Annotated in this window: 24 protein-coding genes; 15 read left to right on the top strand and 9 right to left on the bottom strand. The window is 65.9% G+C overall.

Features of this window, described 5'->3' with window-relative positions:
* The first annotated feature begins 217 nt into the window (after positions 1–217).
* From ACNQQL_RS07940 to ACNQQL_RS07920, 5 genes are all read left to right on the top strand, one after another.
* On the top strand, positions 218–1,252 hold the full coding sequence (locus ACNQQL_RS07940) for a methionine ABC transporter ATP-binding protein (RefSeq protein ID WP_347063765.1): 1,035 nt from the start codon (positions 218–220) through the stop codon (positions 1,250–1,252).
* Positions 1,242–1,895 (top strand): methionine ABC transporter permease, encoded by a 654-nt coding sequence (locus tag ACNQQL_RS07935; protein ID WP_006486982.1) that lies wholly within the window; start codon positions 1,242–1,244, stop codon positions 1,893–1,895. Before ACNQQL_RS07940 ends, ACNQQL_RS07935 begins: the two co-directional genes overlap by 11 nt.
* A gap of 32 nt (positions 1,896–1,927) precedes the next feature.
* Entirely contained in the window at positions 1,928–2,722 is a 795-nt protein-coding gene (locus ACNQQL_RS07930) for a MetQ/NlpA family ABC transporter substrate-binding protein (RefSeq protein WP_175963715.1), read from the top strand.
* 228 nt (positions 2,723–2,950) lie between these two features.
* Positions 2,951–3,700: an electron transfer flavoprotein subunit beta/FixA family protein gene (locus ACNQQL_RS07925; protein ID WP_072436048.1), complete on the top strand. Its 750-nt coding sequence runs from the start codon at positions 2,951–2,953 to the stop codon at positions 3,698–3,700.
* Between the two features lie 16 nt (positions 3,701–3,716).
* Complete coding sequence (locus tag ACNQQL_RS07920) at positions 3,717–4,652, top strand: electron transfer flavoprotein subunit alpha/FixB family protein (RefSeq protein WP_034183049.1); 936 nt, start codon at positions 3,717–3,719, stop codon at positions 4,650–4,652.
* Between the two features lie 102 nt (positions 4,653–4,754).
* Here ACNQQL_RS07920 and ACNQQL_RS07915 read toward each other — a convergent pair whose 3' ends face one another.
* The gene (locus ACNQQL_RS07915) at positions 4,755–6,041 is read right to left on the bottom strand and encodes a D-amino acid dehydrogenase (protein ID WP_347063764.1); all 1,287 of its coding nucleotides are present in this window, start codon (positions 6,039–6,041) and stop codon (positions 4,755–4,757) included.
* Between the two features lie 145 nt (positions 6,042–6,186).
* Here ACNQQL_RS07915 and ACNQQL_RS07910 point away from each other — a divergent pair, with 145 nt between their 5' ends.
* Positions 6,187–6,675 (top strand): Lrp/AsnC ligand binding domain-containing protein, encoded by a 489-nt coding sequence (locus ACNQQL_RS07910; RefSeq protein ID WP_012492860.1) that lies wholly within the window; start codon positions 6,187–6,189, stop codon positions 6,673–6,675.
* A gap of 90 nt (positions 6,676–6,765) precedes the next feature.
* Positions 6,766–7,944, top strand: coding sequence for a PA0069 family radical SAM protein (locus ACNQQL_RS07905; protein WP_347063763.1), 1,179 nt, complete (start codon positions 6,766–6,768; stop codon positions 7,942–7,944).
* A gap of 52 nt (positions 7,945–7,996) precedes the next feature.
* On the opposite strand, the gene ACNQQL_RS07900 is transcribed toward ACNQQL_RS07905, so the two are convergent.
* Positions 7,997–8,464: an NINE protein gene (locus tag ACNQQL_RS07900; RefSeq protein ID WP_034183440.1), complete on the bottom strand. Its 468-nt coding sequence runs from the start codon at positions 8,462–8,464 to the stop codon at positions 7,997–7,999.
* 109 nt (positions 8,465–8,573) lie between these two features.
* Positions 8,574–9,713 (bottom strand): sorbosone dehydrogenase family protein, encoded by a 1,140-nt coding sequence (locus tag ACNQQL_RS07895; RefSeq protein ID WP_347063762.1) that lies wholly within the window; start codon positions 9,711–9,713, stop codon positions 8,574–8,576.
* A gap of 152 nt (positions 9,714–9,865) precedes the next feature.
* Here ACNQQL_RS07895 and rpsP point away from each other — a divergent pair, with 152 nt between their 5' ends.
* The 6 genes from rpsP (at position 9,866) to ACNQQL_RS07865 (ending at position 13,994) form a co-directional block, all read left to right on the top strand.
* Complete coding sequence (gene rpsP, locus ACNQQL_RS07890) at positions 9,866–10,120, top strand: 30S ribosomal protein S16 (protein ID WP_006476550.1); 255 nt, start codon at positions 9,866–9,868, stop codon at positions 10,118–10,120.
* Positions 10,121–10,162: 42 nt separating this feature from the next.
* Entirely contained in the window at positions 10,163–10,840 is a 678-nt protein-coding gene (gene rimM, locus ACNQQL_RS07885; RefSeq protein WP_347063761.1) for a ribosome maturation factor RimM, read from the top strand.
* 1 nt (position 10,841) lies between these two features.
* Positions 10,842–11,636, top strand: coding sequence for a tRNA (guanosine(37)-N1)-methyltransferase TrmD (gene trmD / locus ACNQQL_RS07880; protein WP_034183054.1), 795 nt, complete (start codon positions 10,842–10,844; stop codon positions 11,634–11,636).
* A gap of 132 nt (positions 11,637–11,768) precedes the next feature.
* Positions 11,769–12,161, top strand: a complete 393-nt coding sequence (gene rplS / locus ACNQQL_RS07875) for a 50S ribosomal protein L19 (protein ID WP_011883860.1) — start codon at positions 11,769–11,771, stop codon at positions 12,159–12,161.
* An 87-nt stretch (positions 12,162–12,248) separates the two neighbouring features.
* Entirely contained in the window at positions 12,249–12,935 is a 687-nt protein-coding gene (locus ACNQQL_RS07870; RefSeq protein ID WP_204426004.1) for a CoA pyrophosphatase, read from the top strand.
* Positions 12,936–13,055: 120 nt separating this feature from the next.
* A complete protein-coding gene (locus ACNQQL_RS07865; RefSeq protein ID WP_034183056.1) occupies positions 13,056–13,994 on the top strand; it encodes a CobD/CbiB family protein in 939 nt (312 codons plus the stop codon).
* Between the two features lie 63 nt (positions 13,995–14,057).
* On the opposite strand, the gene ACNQQL_RS07860 is transcribed toward ACNQQL_RS07865, so the two are convergent.
* From ACNQQL_RS07860 to ACNQQL_RS07850, 3 genes are all read right to left on the bottom strand, one after another.
* Positions 14,058–14,375 (bottom strand): putative signal transducing protein, encoded by a 318-nt coding sequence (locus ACNQQL_RS07860; RefSeq protein ID WP_011351362.1) that lies wholly within the window; start codon positions 14,373–14,375, stop codon positions 14,058–14,060.
* A gap of 62 nt (positions 14,376–14,437) precedes the next feature.
* Entirely contained in the window at positions 14,438–15,379 is a 942-nt protein-coding gene (gene rsgA / locus ACNQQL_RS07855; RefSeq protein ID WP_072436039.1) for a ribosome small subunit-dependent GTPase A, read from the bottom strand.
* Complete coding sequence (locus ACNQQL_RS07850; protein ID WP_204426005.1) at positions 15,376–16,635, bottom strand: M48 family metallopeptidase; 1,260 nt, start codon at positions 16,633–16,635, stop codon at positions 15,376–15,378. Before ACNQQL_RS07850 ends, rsgA begins: the two co-directional genes overlap by 4 nt.
* Positions 16,636–16,752: 117 nt before the next feature.
* On the opposite strand from ACNQQL_RS07850, the gene orn reads away from it, so the two are divergent.
* Positions 16,753–17,373, top strand: coding sequence for an oligoribonuclease (gene orn / locus ACNQQL_RS07845; RefSeq protein WP_204426006.1), 621 nt, complete (start codon positions 16,753–16,755; stop codon positions 17,371–17,373).
* A 34-nt stretch (positions 17,374–17,407) separates the two neighbouring features.
* Here orn and mog read toward each other — a convergent pair whose 3' ends face one another.
* Entirely contained in the window at positions 17,408–18,016 is a 609-nt protein-coding gene (gene mog / locus ACNQQL_RS07840) for a molybdopterin adenylyltransferase (RefSeq protein ID WP_347063760.1), read from the bottom strand.
* A complete protein-coding gene (gene yjgA / locus ACNQQL_RS07835) occupies positions 18,000–18,602 on the bottom strand; it encodes a ribosome biogenesis factor YjgA (protein WP_305729451.1) in 603 nt (200 codons plus the stop codon). The genes mog and yjgA overlap by 17 nt, the downstream gene beginning before the upstream one ends.
* Positions 18,603–18,729: 127 nt before the next feature.
* On the opposite strand from yjgA, the gene pmbA reads away from it, so the two are divergent.
* Positions 18,730–20,100 carry a metalloprotease PmbA gene (pmbA, locus tag ACNQQL_RS07830; protein WP_072436035.1) on the top strand — a complete coding sequence of 457 codons (1,371 nt, stop codon included), beginning with the start codon at positions 18,730–18,732 and terminating at the stop codon, positions 20,098–20,100.
* A gap of 83 nt (positions 20,101–20,183) precedes the next feature.
* Here pmbA and ACNQQL_RS07825 read toward each other — a convergent pair whose 3' ends face one another.
* The gene (locus tag ACNQQL_RS07825) at positions 20,184–20,684 is read right to left on the bottom strand and encodes a dihydrofolate reductase (RefSeq protein WP_347063759.1); all 501 of its coding nucleotides are present in this window, start codon (positions 20,682–20,684) and stop codon (positions 20,184–20,186) included.
* Positions 20,685–20,743: the final 59 nt, after the last annotated feature.

Genomic DNA, 20,743 nt, shown 5'->3' with positions numbered 1-20,743 from the left:
TGGCGGGTCCCCTGTGCGTTGGCATGCGTGTTCCGGATCATAGTCGCGACACTCCCGCGGCGGGCCAGCGGTGCCCCTCTAATTTCGTGAGGTTATGAAAAGATCGAAATCGATTATTAAGGGGAATGAGGGGTTTGCGGTAAAATCGCCGGCTATTCCAGATGCATCGGTGGCCGACTGGCGGGCCTGCTCGCCAGCCGGCCGCCGTTTTGTTTACATGATCGAATTACGCAATCTTTCGCAGCGTTTCCCCGGGCCGAGCGGCTGGGTCGAGGCGCTGCACAACGTCAACCTGACGATTCCGCAGGGCGAGGTGTTCGGCATCATCGGCCGAAGCGGCGCCGGCAAGAGCACGCTCGTGCGCACCATCAACCTGCTCACGCGGCCAACCGAAGGCAATGTCGTCGTCAGCGGGCGCGATCTCACGCTGCTGCCGGCTGGCGCGCTGCGCGAGGCGCGCCGCGAGATCGGCATGATCTTCCAGCACTTCAACCTGCTGTCGTCGCGCACGGTGTTCGACAACGTCGCGCTGCCGCTGGAGTTGGCCGGCGCAAGCCGTGCCGACATCGAGGCCGCCGTGCTGCCGCTGCTCGACCTCGTCGGGCTGTCCGCACAGAAGGATCGTTACCCGGCGCAGATCAGCGGCGGACAGAAGCAGCGCGTCGGCATTGCACGCGCGCTCGCGAGCCAGCCGAAGGTGCTGTTGTCGGACGAAGCGACGTCCGCGCTCGATCCCGAGACCACGCGTTCGATTCTCGACCTGCTGAAGCGCATCAACCGCGAGCTCGGCCTGACGATCGTGTTGATCACGCACCAGATGGAAGTGATCAAGCAGGTGTGCGATCGCGTCGCGGTGCTCGACGCGGGGCGGGTGGTCGAGGAAGGCCGCGTGATCGACGTGTTCCTGCAGCCGCATCACGAAGTGACGCGCGCGCTGATCGGCGACGTGATCGCGCAGGAACTGCCGCCCGCGCTGAAGGTGCGCGTGGCCGAGCGGCTGAAGACGGGCAGCGGGCATCTGCTGCGGCTCGCGTTCACGGGCTCGGGTGTCGACCAGCCGATCCTGTCGGAGACGATTCGCCGTTACGAACTCGATTTCAACATCCTGCACGGCCAGATCGACGAGATCCAGGGGCAGGCATTCGGTTCGCTCGCGGTGCTCGCGGGCGGCGAGCCGGGCAAGGTCGGGCAGGCGCTCGCGTTCCTGCGCGAGCAAGGTGTGGTGGTAGAGGAGCTTTCGTATGTTGAGTGAGATGTTCGATATGTTCGTGCAGTCGTTCTGGGAGACGCTGATCATGGTCGGCATCTCCGGAGCGGTCGGCGCGCTCGTCGGTCTGCCGCTCGGCGTGCTGCTCTACCTGACCGATCGCCAGGGCGTGCTGCAGAACCTCGCCGTGAATCGCGTGCTCGGCGGCATCGTGAACGCGGTCCGCTCGACGCCGTTCATCATCCTGCTGGTCGCGGTGATTCCGTTTACGAGGCTCGTCACGGGTTCGTCGATCGGCACGGCCGCGGCGGTCGTGCCGCTGACGCTGGCGGCCGCGCCGTTCATCGCGCGTCTCGTCGAGACGGCGCTGCGCGAAGTCGACCGCGGGCTGATCGAAGCCGCGCAATCGATGGGCGCGACCACATCGCAGATTGTATTCAAGGTGCTGTTGCCCGAATCGCTGCCGGGCGTCGTGGCGGGCCTGACGATCACGTTCGTGTCGCTGGTCGGCTATTCGGCGATGGCGGGCGCGATCGGCGGCGGCGGGCTCGGCGATCTCGGGATTCGCTACGGCTACCAGCGCTATCTGCCGGAAGTGATGTGGACGGTCGTCGCGATCCTGATCGTGTTCGTGCAGATCGTGCAGTCGTTCGGCGACTGGCTCGTCCGCCGGCTGAGCCACAAATAAGACGAAATTGACCATCCAATAGGGGGGAGACGATGCAACGACGCTTCATGCTGAAATTCGCGGCGGCACTCGGCGCAGCCGCGCTGTTCGCGGGTGCGCACGCGCAGGCCGAAACCATCAAGGTGGGCGTGACGGGCGGGCCGCACGCGCAGATCATGGAAGCGGTGAAGAAGGTCGCGGCGAAGAGCGGCCTCGAGATCCGCATCGTCGAATTCTCCGATTACGTGCAGCCGAACGCGGCGCTCGCGTCGGGCGACCTCGACGCGAACAGCTACCAGCACGATCCGTATCTGCAGGCGCAGGTGAAGGATCGCGGCTACAAGCTGATCAAGGTCGCGGATACCGTCACGTTCCCGATGGGCATCTATTCGAAGCGCGTGAAGTCGCTGACCGAACTGAAGCCCGGCGCGCGCATCGCGGTCCCGAACGATCCGACCAACGGCGGCCGTGCGCTGCTGTTGCTGCAAAAGCAGGGCCTCCTGAAACTGCGCGCGGATGCGGGGCTGAAGGCGACGCCGCTCGATATCGTCGACAATCCGCGCAAGCTGAAGATCGTCGAACTCGATGCGGCACAGATTCCGCGCTCGCTCGGCGACGTCGACGCGGCCGCGATCAATACCAACTACGCGATGGAAGCGGGGTTGAAACCGAAACAGGACGCGATCGCGATCGAAGGGCCGAACGGCCCGTACGCGAACATCCTCGCGATTCGCGACGCGGACAGGAACAAGCCGTGGGTCGCGAAACTGATTGCGGCCTATCATTCGGCCGACGTGAAGCAGTTCATCGAAGGCAAGTTCGGCGGCGCGGTCATTGCCGCCTGGTAACGGGCAGAGTGCGGGGCGCCCGGCGGGATTAGAGTTGATGATCGAAAACCCGGGCTTTGCGTCCGGGTTTTTTCTCTTTTAAAATAGAACGACCGTTCGCTATCATTGGCGCGTCGCCAAGAAGCGGTATCCTCGACAGCCACGATGGATGGGTCCGCTTGGCCGCGCAGTCATGAGGCCTCGCTATAGAATGGCCTCTGGTCGTATTCGTAACTTTGGAGCGTGTGCATGAAAATCCTGGTGCCAGTGAAAAGAGTGGTCGATTACAACGTGAAGGTCCGCGTGAAGTCGGACAACACGGGCGTCGACATTGCGAACGTGAAGATGTCGATGAACCCTTTCGACGAAATCGCCGTTGAAGAAGCGGTGCGCCTGAAGGAAGCGGGCGTCGCGACCGAAGTGATCGCCGTTTCGGTGGGCGTTACGCAGGCGCAGGAAACGCTGCGCACGGCGCTGGCGATCGGTGCGGATCGCGCGATCCTCGTCGAGTCGAACGACAGCGTCGAGCCGCTGGCCGTCGCGAAGATCCTGAAGGCGCTGGTCGACAAGGAACAGCCGCAACTGGTGATCCTCGGCAAGCAGGCGATCGACGACGATTCGAACCAGACGGGCCAGATGCTGGCCGCGCTGGCAGGCCTGCCGCAAGCGACGTTCGCGTCGAAGGTGACGGTCGCCGACGGCAAGGCCACGGTTGCGCGCGAAGTCGACGGCGGCGCGGAAACGCTGTCGCTGACGCTGCCGGCGGTCGTGACCACGGACCTGCGCCTGAACGAGCCGCGCTACGTGACGCTGCCGAACATCATGAAGGCGAAGAAGAAGCCGCTGGAAATCGTGAAGCCGGAAGACCTGGGCGTGGACGTCGCGCCGCGTCTGAAGACGCTGAAGGTGGTCGAGCCGCCGAAGCGCGCGGCCGGCGTGAAGGTGCCGGACGTGAAGACGCTGGTCGAGAAGCTGAAGACCGAAGCCAAGGTGCTGTAAGAGGGAGCGCAAGGAAATGACGATTCTGGTGATTGCAGAACACGACAACGCGTCGATCAAGGCCGCGACGCTGAACACGGTGGCAGCGGCGGCGAAGATCGGCGGTGACATTCACGTGCTGGTTGCGGGCCACAACGCGCAAGCGGCGGCAGACGCAGCAGCGAAGATCGCAGGTGTTTCGAAGGTGCTGCTGGCCGACGCGCCGCAGCTCGAAGCAGGCCTCGCGGAAAACGTCGAAGCGACCGCGCTGAACATCGCGAAGGACTACTCGCACATCCTCGCGCCGGCGACCGCCTACGGCAAGAACATCGCGCCGCGCATCGCCGCGAAGCTGGACGTCGCGCAGATTTCGGACATCACGGCGGTCGATTCGGCCGATACGTTCGAGCGCCCGATCTACGCAGGCAACGCAATCGCGACGGTGCAGTCGAGCGACCCGATCAAGGTCATCACGGTGCGTGCGACGGGTTTCGATCCGGTGGCGGCCGAAGGCGGCAGCGCTTCGGTCGAGAAGATCGAAGCGGCAGCCGACGCAGGCAAGTCGCAGTTCGTGAGCCGTGAGGTGACGAAGCTGGACCGTCCGGAACTGACGTCGGCCAGCATCATCGTGTCGGGCGGCCGCGGTCTGGGCAGCGGTGAAAACTACACGAAGGTGCTCGAGCCGCTGGCGGACAAGCTGTCGGCCGCACTCGGCGCATCGCGCGCGGCAGTCGACGCCGGCTACGTGCCGAACGACTACCAGGTCGGCCAGACCGGCAAGATCGTCGCGCCGCAGCTGTACATCGCGGTGGGCATCTCGGGTGCGATCCAGCATCTGGCAGGCATGAAGGATTCGAAGGTGATCGTCGCGATCAACAAGGATCCGGAAGCGCCGATCTTCAGCGTGGCCGACTACGGCCTCGTCGGCGATCTGTTCACGCTCGTGCCGGAACTCGTGGCCGAGCTCGGCTGACGCGACGTGACGCTTCAGCGGTAAGTACACGGAGAAAGGGGCGCTACGAGCGCCCCTTTTTTTCGATGCCGGCCGACCCGCATTGCTGCGGGCCACCGCGGCTTATGCGTATGCCGGGCGCGTCTGGCCGGCCACTTCCTTCAGGTAACGGTGCACCGACAGGTCGTCGGCCTGGATCGCGGGCTTCTTGCCCGAGATCAGGTCTGCGAGCAGTTGGCCCGAACCGCACGACATCGTCCAGCCGAGCGTGCCGTGGCCGGTGTTCAGGAACAGGTTCGACACCGGCGTGCGGCCGACGATCGGCGTGCCGTCCGGCGTCATCGGGCGCAGGCCCGTCCAGAACGTCGCCTTCGACGTATCGCCGCCGCCCGGGAACAGGTCGTTCACGCACATCTCGAGCGTTTCGCGGCGCGCGGCGCGCAGGTTCTTGTCGAAGCCGACGATTTCCGCCATGCCGCCGACGCGGATGCGCTGGTCGAAACGCGTGATCGCGATCTTGTAGGTCTCGTCGAGCACGGTCGACACGGGCGCGGCCGCTTCGTTGACGATCGGCGCGGTGATCGAATAGCCCTTCAGCGGATAGACCGGGATCTTCATCAGGTTCGAGATGAAGCTGGTCGAGTACGAGCCGAGCGCGACGACGTACGCGTCCGCGCGCACCGTCTCGCTGCCGCATTGCACGCCGGCGATCTTGCCGCCGGCAATCGCGAGCGCGTCGATCGGCGTGTTGTTGCGGAACTTGACGCCGAGCGATTCGGCGAGCGCCGCGAGGCGCGTCGTGAACAGCTGGCAATCGCCCGTTTCGTCGCCCGGCAGGCGCAGGCCGCCCGTCAGCTTGTGCGACACCGCGGCGAGAGCCGGTTCGGCATTCTTCAGGTCGGCCGGCGACAGCAGTTCGAACGGCACGTTCGCTTCCTGCAGCACGGCGATGTCCTTCGCCGCGCCGTCGAGTTGCTGCTGCGTGCGGAACAGCTGCAGCGTGCCGCCCGTGCGCCCTTCGTACTGGATGCCGGTGTCGGCGCGCAGCGCCTGCAGGCAGTCGCGGCTGTATTCGGCGAGGCGGACCATGCGGCCCTTGTTGACTGCATAGCGCTCGGTCGTGCAGTTGCGCAGCATCTGCCACATCCACTGGAGCTGGAAGCGCGTGCCGTCGAGACGGATCGCGAGCGGCGCATGCTTTTCGAACATCCATTTGACGGCCTTCAGCGGCACGCCGGGCGCGGCCCACGGCGCGGCATAGCCGGGGGAGATCTGGCCCGCGTTCGCGAAGCTCGTCTCGAGCGCAGGGCCGGCTTCCCGGTCGATCACAGTGACTTCATGACCGGCGCGCGCGAGGTAATACGCGCTTGCCACGCCCACCACACCGCTGCCCAGAATGACGACTCGCATAGCTGCTCCAGATGGAAGGGACCAGATCGAGGCCGGACGCACCCGCGGTTCCGTGTAACCTCTAGCTGATCTAGTTTTTCGAGCTATGGTATTGTCGAATGTGCAGGTTTTGTTATCGTATTTTTCAGGTTTTCAGCATAAACAAATGAGAACGCAACGTCAGCCCGTACGCTCGCTCGACAAGCTCGACCGGCGCATCCTCAAACTGCTCCAGGACGACGGCCGGATGGCGATGAAAGACCTCGCGGAACAGGTCGGCCTGACTGTCACGCCGTGCATCGAGCGCGTGCGGCGCATGGAGCGGGACGGCGTGATCACCGGCTATCACGCGCGGGTCGACCCGGGCCAGTTGGGTGCCGCGCTGCTGGTGTTCGTCGAGATCACGCTCGGCCACAAGGGCGGCAACATGTTCGAGCAATTCCGTCGGGAAGTGATGAAGATCGACGAGGTGCTCGAATGCCACCTCGTATCCGGCGATTTCGACTATCTGATCAAGGCGCGGATCGGCGAGATGGCCGACTACCGGAAGCTGCTCGGCGACATCCTGCTGCAGTTGCCCGGCGCCGTGCAGTCGAAGAGCTATGTCGTGATGGAGGAAATCAAGGAAACGCTGACGATCGCGGTCGGCGAGTGACGCGCCGGCGGCCCGTTACCGGGCCCCTTATCCCGCCCTTGGCATGCTGCGCCCAATACTGTATAAATGTACAGTATTGGGCGCAGGCGAATGGGTGGGCACATGGACGATCGATCCGACAACGAATTTCCGGTAGCGCCGCCCGTGCCCCTCAAGGGGCGCGGTGCGGTCGACAACCTGCAGGGGCGGTACGAGCTCGCGCAGCGCGAAGCGGTCGACGACGGCTGGACGCACGAGTCGGACGATGCCGACTTCGCCGCGCCGCTGCGCACGCAGGTGTTCGAGGAGCGTGCGAAGAGCATCCTGACGCACAACCAGTCGCCCGATATTCCGTTCAGCGTATCGCTCAATCCGTATCGCGGTTGCGAGCACGGCTGCATCTACTGCTTCGCACGGCCGACGCACAGCTATCTCGGCCTGTCGCCGGGGCTCGATTTCGAAAGCCGCATCTACGCGAAGGTCAATGCGGCCGAACTGCTCGAGCGCGAGATTTCGCGCAAGCGCTACGTGCCTGAGCCGATCGCGCTCGGCGTCAATACCGACGCCTATCAGCCGGTCGAGCGCGACCTGCGCATCACGCGCAGCGTGATCCAGGTGATGCACGATCGCGGGTTGCCGTTCGCCGCGATCACGAAGTCGTCGCTGATCGAGCGCGATCTCGACCTGCTTGCACCGATGGCGGAGCGCGGGCAGGTGATGGCGGCAGTCACGATCACGACGCTCGATGCCGATCTCTCGCGCACGCTTGAGCCGCGGGCGGCGACGCCGGCGCGCCGGTTGCGCACGATCCGCGCGCTGCGCGATGCGGGCGTGCCGGTCGGCGTGAGCATTGCGCCGGTGATCCCGTTCGTCACCGAGCCCGACATGGAGCGCGTGCTCGAAGCGTGCGCGGAAGCGGGCGCGACGCATGCGAGCTACATCATCCTGCGGTTGCCGTGGGAGGTCGCGCCGCTGTTCAAGAGCTGGCTCGCCGCGCATTTTCCCGATCGTGCGGAGCGCGTGATGAATCGCGTGCGCGACATGCGCGGCGGGAAAGACTACGACTCGGATTTCTCGAAACGGATGAAGGGCGAGGGGATCTGGGCCGACCTGTTGCGGCAGCGTTTCCGCCAGGCCGTCAAGCGGCTCGGGCTGAACGAGCGCACGAACGGCATCCTCGATCTGTCGCAGTTTCGCGGCGCGCCGGCCGCCGCAGTGCCTGCGCCGCGCATGGCAGTGCGCGCTGCCGGCGCGAAGTCGCGCGACGACATGCAGTTGAACCTGTTCTGACTGGCGCGCAATATCGGTGCTCGTCGGCGCCGGTGTGTCGCGCTCGTTACGCTTACTGCGAAATCTGCTTCGCTGCTTCGACCTGCGATTCGAAATACGTCTGGAACGACAGCGCGAGCGCGGTCATCAGCAGGAACGCACCGATCAGCAGCGAGAAGATCACGACAAAGATCACGGTCCAGCCCGACCGGCTGTGCTTGCCGGTCTCCGCGTTGAATTGCGCGTCCCACTTTTCGTCGGGGCGCAGCCCGTAGACGAGTGCGGCGAGGAACGCCGCCAGCAGAGAGATCGCGCCAGGTACCGCGAGCCACCAGCCGAGGCCGGCGCTGCGCTGGGTCGCCGCGAGCAGGAGGAAGCCCGGGATGCCGACGATCGTCGCGAGCAGGTGTGCCCAGCCGTACACGTCGCGAAAGCCGTACAGATAGAAGCGGTGCGCGCCGAGCGATCCGAACAGGAATGCGAGGGCGGCGGTGAGCGTCTTGGAACGGAAGCGGCGGGACGGTGCGGTGCTGCTGGACATGGATGGCGGCGTATTGTCGTTGGCATGGGCGGCCGGCGGGCCGGCGCGGGCGCGCGGCCCGGCACGCATTCTACGATGCCCGGTCGGGCCCGGTCACCCCCGGCCTGCGTCAAGGTGCCGCATAGGTCACGCGGTAGATTGCGCCTGCGTAATCGTCGCTCACGAGCAGCGAACCGTCCGGCAGCGGCAGCACGTCGGCCGGGCGTCCCCACACCGTGCCGTCGGGTCGCAGCCAGCCCTGGACGAACGGGGTTTGGCGCGCCTGGCTGCCGTCCGCCGATACGACGACGCGCATCACGCGGTAGCCGACCTTCGTGCTGCGGTTCCACGAACCGTGTTCGGCGATGAACACGTTATTGCGATACGACGCCGGAAACATCGGCCCGGTATAGAAGCGCATGCCGAGCGCCGCGACGTGTGCGCCGAGTTTCAATACGGGCGGCACATAACGGCGGCATACGTCGGCGCTGCCGAATTCGGGGTCGGGCGTATCGCCGCCATGGCAGTACGGAAAGCCGAAGTCGAGGCCGGCGCGCGGCGCGCGGTTGAGCTTGTCGTCGGGCACGTCGTCGCCCATCATGTCGCGCCCGTTGTCGGTAAACCACAGCTCGCCCGAATCGGGGTGCCATGCGAAGCCGACCGTATTGCGTACGCCGCGTGCGACGATCTCGCTTCCGCTGCCGTCTGCCTTCATGCGCGCAATGATCGCGTAGCGGCCGCGATCGGCGAGACAGACGTTGCACGGTGCACCGGTCGGCACGTAAAGCTTGCCGTCGGGGCCGAACGCGATGAATTTCCAGCCGTGATGGTGGTCGGTCGGCAGCGCGTCGGTCACGACGGCAGGGGGCGGTGGCTTGGCGAGCCGGTCGTCGATGCGATCGAGGCGCAGGATGCGCGACACGGCTGATATATAGAGCGCACCCTCGCGGTAGGCTACGCCGACAGGCATGTCGAGTCCGGACGCGATCACGTGGCGCGCGCTGATCCGGCCCTCGTGCATCTCGAACGCATGCACGCGGCCTTCCCGCGTGCCGACATACAGGATGCCGCGCGGCGACCACGCCATTTCGCGTGCGGTCGGTACCGCGTCGGTCAGCACTTCCACGTGGAAGCCGGGCGGCACGACCAGTTCATCGACCGGCAACGGCGCGGCGAACGCCGTTGCGGACGCGAGGCAGGCAAGGCCGGCAGGCAGCGCGATGAAACGGTGCTGCGCGCGGCGCGTCGAGGCGGCGCGAAGGAGCGGCATGACGGTCGGGAGCGTCCTGGACACGACGATTGTATGCCCGGCGGACGGGCCGTCCGTGGATTTTTTGCGCGTAAGTGTTTGTTGTGCCTCTGGTTTCCGGCTATAATTGCGTGTTTCAGTAGTTTCGAACCCGGTTTTCCGAAGGACATCATATGGTTATCATCCGTCTGGCTCGTGGCGGCTCGAAGAAGCGCCCGTTCTACAACATCGTTGCTACCGATTCGCGCAACCGTCGTGACGGCCGCTTCATCGAGCGCGTCGGTTTCTACAACCCGGTCGCCACGAAGGGCGAGTCGCTGCGTATCGCTCAGGACCGCCTGACGTACTGGCAAGGTGTTGGCGCGCAACTGTCGCCGACCGTCCAGCGTCTCGTGAAGGAAGCGCAAAAGGCGCAACCGGCTGCCTAACATGGCACGGTGTGCCGGTCGTGCCGGCTGTGAGGTGCATTGATGGCGGGTCACGATTCCGGTAATGCAAGGCGCGGGCGTGCGTCATTCGGCGCATTCGTCCGCAAGCCGGTCGAGCGCGACGTTGTCGCGAACGCCGGTCAGGCTGCCGAACAGGGTAGTCTCGAAGCGATGCAAGCCTGGCCCGACGATGCCGTCGAGGTCGGGGCGGTGGTCGACGCCTACGGCCTGAAGGGATGGGTCAAGGTGGCGGCGCATGCCGATGCCGGTCGCGGCGGCGACGCGTTGCTCAACGCGCGCCGCTGGTGGCTGGAACGCGGTGCGGAGCGGCTCTCCGTCCGCATCATGCAGTCGAAGACGCACAGCGACACGGTCGTTGCGCAACCTGCGGGCGTCAGTGACCGCGATGCCGCGCTGGCTATGCGCGGCTTTCGCGTGTTCGTGCGCCGGGAAGATTTCCCGGCATTGGCCGCGGACGAATTCTATTGGGTCGACCTGATCGGCCTCGATGTCGTCAACGAGCAATCGGTGGCGCTCGGGAAAGTGAGCGGGATGATCGACAACGGCGTGCATGCGATCATGCGTGTCGAGTATCCCGCGACCGGCAAAGACGGTCAGCCGACCACCGACGAACGGTTGATTCCGTTTGTCGGCGTATACGTCAAAACGGTGGATCAGGCGGCGCGTCGCATCGTCGTCGACTGGGAAGCCGATTACTGAAATGAACCAGGTTACCGAGAGCGCGGTGCAGTTCGACGTCGTCACGCTCTTTCCCGAGATGTTCCGTGCACTGACCGACTGGGGAATCACCAGCCGGGCCGTCAAGCAGGGGCGCTTCGGGCTGCGCACCTGGAACCCGCGTGATTTCACGACGGACAACTACCGCACGGTCGACGATCGTCCGTACGGCGGCGGTCCGGGCATGGTGATGCTGGCCAGGCCGCTCGAAGCCGCGATCGGCGCCGCGAAAGCGGCGCAGGCGGAGCAGGGCATCGCGAGCACGCGCGTCGTGATGATGTCGCCGCAGGGCGCGCCGCTCACGCACGAGCGAGCGGTGCGGATGGCGCAGGAGCCGGGTGTCGTCGTGCTGTGCGGCCGCTACGAAGCGATCGATCAGCGCCTGCTCGACCGTTGCGTCGACGAGGAAATCAGCCTCGGCGATTTCGTACTGTCGGGCGGGGAACTGCCGGCGATGGCGATGATGGATGCGGTCGTGCGGTTGCTGCCCGGTGTGCTGAACGATTCGCAGTCGGCCGTGCAGGACAGTTTCGTCGACGGCCTGCTCGATTGTCCGCATTACACGCGCCCCGAGGAATATGACGGCGTGCGCGTGCCGGACGTGCTGCTCGGCGGGCATCATGCCGAGATCGAGCGGTGGCGGCGTCAGGAAGCATTGCGGAATACGTTGCGGAAGCGGCCGGACCTGATCGTCCGGGCGCGCCGCGAAAAGTTGTTGAGCCGTGCCGACGAGGCATGGCTTGCGAACCTCGCACGCGAAGCGAAGGACGCCTCCTGAGGCGGCGTCGCGGGCGGGAATTGGCGGTGCCGTGCATGCGTGCGCGGTGCCTGATGTGAATCCATCCTCTATCGGGGCCGGCCTGGGAGCAGGCAGGTGCAAACGCCGACACGATGGCAATAGGAGTCAGTGATGAACCTCATCGCAAAACTTGAGCAGGAAGAAATCGAGCGCGCGCTCGCCGGCAAGACGATCCCCGAATTCGCCCCGGGCGACACGGTGATCGTGAACGTGAACGTGGTTGAAGGTAACCGCAAGCGCGTTCAGGCTTACGAAGGCGTCGTGATCGCGATTCGCAACCGTGGCCTGAACTCGAACTTCATCGTTCGCAAGATCTCGTCGGGCGAAGGCGTCGAGCGTACGTTCCAGACGTACTCGCCGCTGCTGGCAAGCATCGTCGTGAAGCGCCGCGGCGATGTGCGTCGCGCGAAGCTGTACTACCTGCGCGAGCGTTCGGGCAAGTCGGCTCGTATCAAGGAAAAGCTGGTGTCGAAGGATCGCACCGCAGCAGCTTCCCAAGAGTAAGAGCTGTAAGGAAAAAGCACCCACCCGGGTGCTTTTTTCATTCTGGCGCGACAATATGCTCGATACGACACGAACCAGAGAGCCCCATTGAACCGCCGCCCCATCATCGATCCCGAAGTATTGCCGGTCGAAGGCACCGGCGCCGGCCTGCCCGCCATCGATCCGCACCTGATGACGCCGTCCGGCTTGCGCGACCGTTTCGCGCGCACGCTCGACTGGAACGTCGAGCCCGGAGAGGCGAGGCTGCAGGAAGGCGTCGATCCGCGCAGCGCGGCTGTCCTCGTGCCGCTCGTTGCCCGCGAGTCGGGCCTCACCGTGCTGTTGACCCAGCGCGCCGACCACCTGAACGACCATGCCGGGCAGATCAGCTTTCCCGGCGGCCGTCGCGAACCGTTCGATCGCGACGCGACCGCCACTGCGTTGCGCGAGGCGAAGGAAGAGATCGGGCTGGACGCCGAACGCGTCGAGATTCTCGGCGCGCTACCCGATTACCTGACCGGCACCGGCTTCTGCGTGGCGCCGGTGGTCGGCCTCGTGCATCCGCCGTTCACCGTGCAGGCCGACACGTTCGAAGTCGCCGAGATCTTCGAGGTACCGCTCGCGTTCGTGATGAATCCCGCGAACCATCAAGTCCGCGTGTTCCGCTGGGAAGGCGGCGAGCGTCGTTTTTTTGCGATGCCCTATCCGAACGGCAGACCAGGCGGGCATTACTTCATCTGGGGCGCAACTGCCGCCATGTTTCGCAATCTGTACCGCTTCTTGGCCGCTGCATAGGCGCGCACACCGGCTCACGCGCGCGGCCTGCCGCCGGGCGACCGCGCCGGCAGCCATGCTTGGCTTACGCTGTGCTATCGTTATGCAAAAAATGACATAACTCCGAAGACGGCGCCACGCATGACTTTCTTTTCGGTTCTCCTTGCCCTCATCATCGAACAGGTCCGCGCGTTGTCGCCGAACAATCCGGTGTTCGCGCTGTTCCAGTTTCATGCGGAAACCGTCGCGCATGGCCTCGACGCCGGCAAGCAGAAGCACGGCATCCTCGCGTGGCTCGCGGTCGTGCTGCCGTGGGTGCTGGTCGTCGCACTGATCTATTTCCTGCTGTACAAGGTGAGCTTCGTGCTCGCGTTCCTGTGGAACGTGGTCGTCGTGTATTTCACGCTTGGCTTCCGCCAGTTCAGCCATTACTTCACCGACATCCATCTCGCGCTCAACAACGACGACGTGCCGCGCGCGCGCGAAATCCTGCGCGAGTGGACGGGCATCGACACGGTCGACATGCCGGTCGGCGAAATCGTCCGCCATACGCTGATTCACGCGGTTGTCGCATCGCATCGCCACGTGTTCGGCGTGTTCTTCTGGTATGTGCTGCCGATCGGGCCGGCCGGCGCCGTGCTGTACCGGATTTCCGAATACCTCGCGCGCAGCTGGTCGACGCCGGGCGACGAGCGCACGGCCGCCTTCTCGACGTTCGCGCAGCGCGCGTTCTTCGTGATCGACTGGATCCCCGCGCGACTGACCGCACTCGGCTTCGCGATCGTCGGCAATTTCGAGGATGCGATCTACGCGTGGCGCAACCACACGCGCCAGTGGCCCGACCCGAACGACGGGGTGCTGCTGGCAGCCGGCAGCGGGGCGCTCGGCGCGCGTCTCGCGGGGCCGCTCGCGGAACCGTCGAGCCTCGATGCGCTGGCGGTCGGCGACAGCGGTCCGCTGACGGTCGGTGATGATTGCACGCCGCGTACGCTGCAGTCGGCGGTCGGCCTCGTCTGGCGCGCGGTGATCCTGTGGATGATCCTGCTGCTGATGCTGACGCTCGCCGTGTGGGTGTCGTGACGGGGCCGCGCAGCGCTCGATGAAAGGCAAAGGCCGGCTTGATGCCGGCCTTTTTGCTGTGGGTCAGTCGTCGAGCGGATCGCGCACGGCGCCGCATTGCCAGCACGCCGTGAACTGGGCCTCGAGCGCTTCGCCGCACTGTCGGCAGCGCCACGGCGCGGCGCCGGCCGACGGGCCGTGCGACGCGGCATCGAGCAGCCGGCGAGCGAGCGCGTCGTCGCGTTCGTCGTCGAGCCACAGCTCGGGCGTGCACGCGTCGGCGGGCAGGCCGCCGAGTGCGCCGGTCGCGTAGCAGTTATGCAGCTCGCAACCGATGCCGGCCACCTGAAGCACGTTGGCCCAATGCTGTGCCGTCGCAAGATCGGGTGCCTTGAAACGCATGGCGGCTCCTGTCGATGAAGGCCGGCCCGAACGGCATCGGCCGCCGCGCGCCTGTCGCGCGATCAGCGGACGATCTGACTCGCCTCGTGCACGAGCTGCGCATACAGCGCGTGCCGCGATGGCGCGATGCGGCCGTCGGCGACCGCTTCGAGGATCGCGCAGCCGGGCTCGTGCAGATGATGACAATTATAGAAACGGCAGTCCGCGAGCAACGGCCGGAACTCCGGAAACGCGCGCTCGAGACGGCCTTCCGTCAGATGGTAGAGGCCGAATTCCTGGAAGCCAGGCGAATCGATCAGCGCGCCGCCGCCCTCCAGCGGGTAGAGGCGCGTGAACGTCGTCGTGTGGCGGCCGCTGTTGAGCGCGGCCGAGATCTCGCGCGTCGCGGCTTCGGCATCGGGAACGAGCAGGTTCACGAGCGTCGACTTGCCCATCCCGGACTGGCCGAGCAGGATCGTCGAATGGCCGGCGAGGTGCGGCATCAGTTGTGCGCGCGCGTCGTCGGGCGAGCCCTTCACCGACAGCTCGAGCACGTCGTAGCCGAGCGCGCGGTACGGTGCGAGGCGCTCGCGCGCGACCGGCAGCGCAGCCTCGACGTCGATCTTGTTCAGCACGACGAGCGGCTTCAGCTCGTTCGCCTCGGCGGCGATCAGCGCGCGGCCGAGCAGGTCTTCGCTGAAATAGGGCTCGGTCGCGAGCACGATCAGTAACTGGTCGAGGTTGGCCGCGAAGAGCTTCGACTTGAACTGGTCGGAACGGTACAGCAGGTTGCGCCGTTCGCCGATCTCGACGATCACGCCCTGGTCGGCCGACGCGTGTTCGTATACGACGCGGTCGCCGACCGCGATGTCGCTCTTCTTGCCGCGCGGGAAGCACTGCAGCATCGGGCCGCCGTCGTCGGGCGCGACGATGTAGTGGCGGCCGTGCGCCGCGATCACGCGGCCTTCGACACGTTGCGCGCCCGACGCGCGCGGGGCCGGCTTGCGGGAAGGCGGCCGGCTCATGCGAGCTGCAGCAGGCGGTCGATCCGCTGCGATGCGGGCGGATGCGAGTAATAGAAGGCCGTGTAGACGGGGTCGGGCGTCAGCGTCGATGCGTTGTCCTCGTAGAGCTTCACGAGCGCGCTGACGAGATCCTGCGCGTCGGTCTGGCTGGCCGCGAACGCGTCGGCCTCGAATTCGTGCTTGCGCGACGTGAGGCTGCTGAACGGCGTCGCGAAGAACAGGAACACCGGAATCGCGAGGAAGAACAACACGAGCGCGGCGCCCGCGTTGCTCGTGTCGAGCGACGGCGTGACGCCGAGCCCTGTATAGAACCAGGTGCGCTGCGCCAGCCAGCCGAGCAGCGCGAGCAGCACGAGGCTCAACACGAACGACACGAGCATCCGCTTCATCACGTGGCGGCGCTTGAAATGGCCGAGTTCGTGCGCGAGCACGGCTTCGATTTCCTGGCCGGACAGGCGCGCGAGCAGCGTGTCGAAGAACACGATCCGCTTCGATGCGCCAAAGCCCGTGAAGTACGCATTGCCGTGCGCGGAGCGGCGGCTGCCGTCCATCACGAACAGCCCCTTCGCCGCGAAGCCGCAGCGCTTCATCAGCGACTCGATGCGCGTGCGCAGCGCGTCGTCCTTCAGCGGTTCGAACTTGTTGAAGAGCGGTGCGATGAAGGTCGGGTAGATCAGCAGCACGAGCAACTGGAACGCGACCCAGACGATCCAGGTCCACAGCCACCACAGGCTGCCGGCCTGGTTCATCAGCCACAGCACGACGAACAGCAGCGGCAGGCCGAGCGCGGCGCCGAGCAGCGAGTTTTTCAGCATGTCGGTGAAGAACAGCCGCTTCGTCATCCGGTTGAAGCCGAAACGCTGCTCGATCCCGAACTGGCGGTAATACTCGAACGGGACGTCGATCACGCTCGTGATCACGAGCACCGCCGCGACGAGCGCGACCTGCTGCCCGTAGCCGCGGCCGAGCCAGCCGGTCAGCAGCGTGTCGAGCGTGCCGACGCCGCCGAGCAGCGTGAGGCCGACCAGCACGGCCGCGCTGACGACGATCTCGAGCATCGTCAGCCGGGTACGCTCGACCGTATAGTCGGCCGCGCGCTGGTGGGCGGTCAGCGGGATGGTTGCGCTGAACTGCGCGGGCACGCCGTTGCGATGCGCGGCGACGAAGCGGATCTGCCGCGACGCGAGCCACAGCTTGGTGACGACCATCGCGAGCACGGCGAGCGCGAACAGCAGGGTGAACGAAAAGGGTGACATCGAAGGCGCCAAAGGGTTCTATGCGAGAATTATATGTTCTTGCGGACCGGGCCCGCTGATGCGTTGCCGGCCGCCCGGGCGGCGTCGCGCGCCGTCCGCCATTTTCCAGGATGACTCATGACCGATACCGCCGCTTCCACCAGCCAGCCCGCGCTCGTGCGCAACGAGTTGAACCTCGTCTGGCTCGACATGGAGATGACGGGCCTCGACCCGGATAACGACCGCATCATCGAGATCGCGGTCGTCGTGACCAATTCCACGCTCGACGTTGCCGTCGAAGGCCCCGTGTTCGCGATCCACCAGAGCGACGAAACGCTCGCGAAGATGGACGACTGGAACAAGTCGACGCACGGCCGCTCGGGCCTGATCGACCGCGTGCGCGCATCGACCGTGACCGAGGCGGAAGCCGCCGCGCAACTGCAGGCGTTCCTCGCGCAGTACGTGTCGCCCGGCAAGTCGCCGATGTGCGGCAACTCGATCTGCCAGGACCGCCGTTTCATGGCGCGCTGGATGCCCGAATTCGAGAAATTCTTCCACTACCGCAATCTCGACGTCAGCACGCTGAAGGAGCTGTGCCGCCGCTGGCAGCCCGCGATCTACAAGGGCTTCCAGAAACGCGCGATGCACACGGCGCTCGCGGACATCCACGAGTCGATCGACGAGCTGAAGTACTACCGCGAGCATTTCCTGATTCCGGCCGCGTCGGCGTCGGCAGGCGAGTCCGCGCCGGCCGCCTGAGCGGGCCGGCACGCGCTCGGCGCTCGACAAACGCTCAGCGCTGCGCGCTTTTCGGCCGGAACGCCGCGACCACCGCGGCGTCGGTCTCGATGTACGGGCCGCCGATCAGGTCGATGCAGTAGGGCACCGCTGCGAAGATGCCGGGCACGGTCGACTTGCCGTCGACATCGCGCAGCCCTTCGAGCGTTTCCCGGATCGACTTCGGCTGGCCGGGCAGGTTGATGATCAGCGCCGCATGGTCGACCGTCTCGCGAATCACCGCGACCTGCCGCGACAGGATCGCGGTCGGCACGAAATTCAGGCTGATCTGCCGCATCTGTTCGCCGAATCCCGGCATTTCCTTCGTCGCCACGGCCAGCGTGGCCTCGGGCGTCACGTCGCGGCGCGCGGGGCCCGTGCCGCCCGTCGTCAGCACGAGGTCGCAGCCGGCGACGTCGACGAGCTCGGCGAGGGTCGCGGAGATCGTCGGCGCGTCGTCCTGGATCAGCCGGGTTTCGGCGCGCCACGGCGAGACCAGCGCACCGGCGAGCCACTCCTGCAGCGCCGGAATGCCTTTGTCTTCATAGACACCCGTGCTGGCACGGTCGCTGATCGACACGAGGCCGACGACGAGTTCGTCCGGGTGGTCAGGCTTCGTCGTCATGGTCGTCTCCGGCGTCGTCGGCCGCTTCATCATCCCCGCCGGGGGTGCCGCTCGCGGTCTTGACCCACTGGAACAGTTCGCGGAAATAGCGCGGCGGCTTGCCTTGCTGCGCTTCCTTGCGCGCATTGCGGATCAGCGTGCGGCCTTCCTGGATGTCGGCGTCGGGGTGCCGGCGCAGGAATTCGGTCAGTGCGTCGTCGCTGGCGAGCAACTGTTCGCGCGTGCGCTCGATCCAATGCAGGCGGGCCGTCGCGGCCTTGTTCACGCCGCGCTGCGCGTCGAGCGCGGTGCGCAGCGCGGCCGTCTCGTCGTCGGCCAGCGAGCGCATCACGCGGCCGACGTACTGGAGCTGGCGGCGCTTGCCTTCGTGATCGGTGATCCGGCGCGCCTCGCGAACGGCGTCCGCGAGGGCTTCCGGCATCGGCATGCGCTTGAGCGCGTCCTTCGGCAGGTCGACGAGCGCCTGGCCGAGCTCCTGCAGCGCGTGCATCTCGCGCTTCAACTGGGATTTGCTGGGGCGATCGTAGCCGTTGTCGTCGTCTTCGACGGCAGGCTCGATCGGCTGAATTCGGGTTTTGCGTGTCATGGGCGGCATTGTATCGCGGCGCGGACACCCCAAGCTTGTCTGTGTCCGTCCCCGGACCTTGCTATGATCGCGGGATACGCAACATTTTGAACATGCGGGCGCCCGCCCGCCACCGGATACCAAGACGATGGCAGCCAATCTCGACGTACAAGCGCGCTATTTCCCGCACACGCAGGACCAGCTCAAAGAAATCGCGTCGGACATCCTTCGCCATGCGAAGGCACTCGGCGCGACGGACGCCGCGACCGAAATCTCCGAGGGCGACGGCCTGTCGGTGTCGGTGCGCCGCGGCGAAGTCGAAACGATCGAGCACAACCGCGACAAGATGGTCGGCGTGACCGTGTTCATCGGCAAGAAGCGCGGCAACGCGAGCACGTCCGATTTTTCACCAGCCGCGATCAAGGATACCGTCGCTGCCGCCTACAACATCGCACGTTTCACGGCCGAGGACGAAGCGGCCGGCCTTGCCGAGGCCGAGCTGCTCGAAACCGACCCGCGCGACCTCGATCTCTATCATCCGTGGGCGCTGACGGCCGACGAGGCCGTCGAACTTGCCCGCCGCGCGGAAGACGCCGCCTTCGCGGTCAGCCCGCAGATCCGCAATTCGGAAGGCGCGAGCGTGTCGGCGCAGCATTCGCAGTTCGTGCTCGCGACGTCGCGCGGCTTCCTGTCCGGCTATCCGTACTCGCGCCACTACATTGCATGCGCGCCGATCGCGGGCAGCGGCCGTCAAATGCAGCGCGACGACTGGTATTCGTCGAAGCGCAGCGCGATTGATCTCGCGGCACCCGAAGCGGTGGGCCGTTACGCGGCCGAGCGTGCGCTCGCGCGGATGGGCGCGCGCCGTCTCGACACCCGCAAGGTGCCCGTGCTGTTCGAGGCGCCGCTCGCGGCCGGCCTGCTCGGCGCATTCGTGCAGGCCGTGAGCGGCGGCGCGCTGTACCGCAAGACGTCGTTCCTCGTCGACAGCCTCGGCAAGCCGGTGTTTGCGCCGCACATCCAGGTCGTCGAGGATCCGCACGTGCCGCGCGCGATGGGCAGCGCGCCGTTCGACGAGGAAGGCGTACGTACGCGCGCGCGCAGCGTCGTCAAGGACGGCGTCGTCGAAGGCTACTTCCTGTCGACCTATTCGGCACGCAAGCTCGGCACGCAGACCACCGGCAACGCGGGCGGCTCGCACAACCTCGCGCTGCGCAGCTCGAACACGCAGCCGGGCGACGATTTCGACGCGATGCTGAAGAAGCTCGGTACGGGCCTGCTGCTGACCGAACTGATGGGGCAGGGCGTGAACTATGTGACGGGCGACTATTCGCGCGGCGCGGCAGGTTTCTGGGTTGAGAACGGCGTGATCCAGTATCCGGTCGAGGAAATCACCGTCGCGAGCACGCTGCAGGAGATGTTCCGGCATATCGTCGCGATCGGCGCGGATTCGATCGTCCGCGGTACGAAGGAAACGGGCTCGGTGCTGATCGAGCAGATGACGATCGCAGGGCAGTAAGCCGCGCGCGGCGCAGGCCGCCACGAAACGAAAAAGCCCGACCGGCGCGAGCCGGTCGGGCTTTGCTCATTGTGCGTGACGCGTCAGGCGCGCTTGCGTTCGTAGACGACGAACGCATAACCGAACGTGTTCGGCGCGGCGGCCTGGTGTGCATCGCGCGAAACTTCCTGCCAGTGCGCGGCGTCGGGCGCTGGGAACGATGCATCGCCGTCGAAGTCGGCATCGATCTCGGTGACGATCAGTTTATCCGCGAGCACGAGGCCTTCCGCGTAGAGTTGCGCACCGCCGATCAGGAATGCTTCGGGCACGCCGTCGCGCGCGACGAGGGCCAGCGCGTCGGCGAGCGACGTGACCGTGTCGCAGCCATCGAAGCGGCGCGTTGCGTCGCGCGTGACGACGATGTTGCGGCGGCCCGGCAGCGGCCGGCCGATCGACTCGTGGGTCTTGCGGCCCATCACGATCGGCGCGCCCATCGTCGTACGCTTGAAGAACGCGAGATCCTCGGGAAGTTTCCAGGGCAACTGGTTGTCGCGGCCGATGATGCCGTTGCGGGCACGCGCGACGATCAGGGTCAACGTCGTCATGAAGGTCGGAGAAGAGGAAAGCCGGAATGGCGCCGATTCTACCGGAACGGCGGTGCCTG

This window comes from Burkholderia sp. LFS061 (assembly GCF_047978125.1).
In the GTDB taxonomy this organism is placed as follows: Bacteria; Pseudomonadota; Gammaproteobacteria; order Burkholderiales; family Burkholderiaceae; genus Burkholderia; species Burkholderia pyrrocinia_C.
Note: the sequence above shows the minus strand (reverse complement) of the source record. Positions and strands in the feature narration are given on the sequence as shown.

Bases quoted from the DNA above. Each gene is read 5' to 3' on its own strand.
- ACNQQL_RS07940 (WP_347063765.1), top strand. From the start codon at position 218: ATGATCGAATTACGCAATCTTTCGCAGCGTTTCCCCGGGCCGAGCGGC.
- ACNQQL_RS07910 (WP_012492860.1), top strand. From the start codon at position 6,187: ATGAGAACGCAACGTCAGCCCGTACGCTCGCTCGACAAGCTCGACCGG.
- pmbA (WP_072436035.1), top strand. From the start codon at position 18,730: ATGGCAGCCAATCTCGACGTACAAGCGCGCTATTTCCCGCACACGCAG.
- yjgA (WP_305729451.1), bottom strand. From the start codon at position 18,602: ATGACACGCAAAACCCGAATTCAGCCGATCGAGCCTGCCGTCGAAGAC.
- rsgA (WP_072436039.1), bottom strand. From the start codon at position 15,379: ATGAGCCGGCCGCCTTCCCGCAAGCCGGCCCCGCGCGCGTCGGGCGCG.
- trmD (WP_034183054.1), top strand. From the start codon at position 10,842: ATGAACCAGGTTACCGAGAGCGCGGTGCAGTTCGACGTCGTCACGCTC.
- ACNQQL_RS07850 (WP_204426005.1), bottom strand. From the start codon at position 16,635: ATGTCACCCTTTTCGTTCACCCTGCTGTTCGCGCTCGCCGTGCTCGCG.
- ACNQQL_RS07900 (WP_034183440.1), bottom strand. From the start codon at position 8,464: ATGTCCAGCAGCACCGCACCGTCCCGCCGCTTCCGTTCCAAGACGCTC.
- rpsP (WP_006476550.1), top strand. From the start codon at position 9,866: ATGGTTATCATCCGTCTGGCTCGTGGCGGCTCGAAGAAGCGCCCGTTC.
- ACNQQL_RS07895 (WP_347063762.1), bottom strand. From the start codon at position 9,713: ATGCCGCTCCTTCGCGCCGCCTCGACGCGCCGCGCGCAGCACCGTTTC.
- rimM (WP_347063761.1), top strand. From the start codon at position 10,163: ATGGCGGGTCACGATTCCGGTAATGCAAGGCGCGGGCGTGCGTCATTC.
- ACNQQL_RS07865 (WP_034183056.1), top strand. From the start codon at position 13,056: ATGACTTTCTTTTCGGTTCTCCTTGCCCTCATCATCGAACAGGTCCGC.
- mog (WP_347063760.1), bottom strand. From the start codon at position 18,016: ATGACGACGAAGCCTGACCACCCGGACGAACTCGTCGTCGGCCTCGTG.
- rplS (WP_011883860.1), top strand. From the start codon at position 11,769: ATGAACCTCATCGCAAAACTTGAGCAGGAAGAAATCGAGCGCGCGCTC.
- ACNQQL_RS07915 (WP_347063764.1), bottom strand. From the start codon at position 6,041: ATGCGAGTCGTCATTCTGGGCAGCGGTGTGGTGGGCGTGGCAAGCGCG.
- ACNQQL_RS07905 (WP_347063763.1), top strand. From the start codon at position 6,766: ATGGGTGGGCACATGGACGATCGATCCGACAACGAATTTCCGGTAGCG.
- ACNQQL_RS07860 (WP_011351362.1), bottom strand. From the start codon at position 14,375: ATGCGTTTCAAGGCACCCGATCTTGCGACGGCACAGCATTGGGCCAAC.
- ACNQQL_RS07825 (WP_347063759.1), bottom strand. From the start codon at position 20,684: ATGACGACGTTGACCCTGATCGTCGCGCGTGCCCGCAACGGCATCATC.
- orn (WP_204426006.1), top strand. From the start codon at position 16,753: ATGACCGATACCGCCGCTTCCACCAGCCAGCCCGCGCTCGTGCGCAAC.
- ACNQQL_RS07925 (WP_072436048.1), top strand. From the start codon at position 2,951: ATGAAAATCCTGGTGCCAGTGAAAAGAGTGGTCGATTACAACGTGAAG.
- ACNQQL_RS07930 (WP_175963715.1), top strand. From the start codon at position 1,928: ATGCAACGACGCTTCATGCTGAAATTCGCGGCGGCACTCGGCGCAGCC.
- ACNQQL_RS07935 (WP_006486982.1), top strand. From the start codon at position 1,242: ATGTTGAGTGAGATGTTCGATATGTTCGTGCAGTCGTTCTGGGAGACG.
- ACNQQL_RS07920 (WP_034183049.1), top strand. From the start codon at position 3,717: ATGACGATTCTGGTGATTGCAGAACACGACAACGCGTCGATCAAGGCC.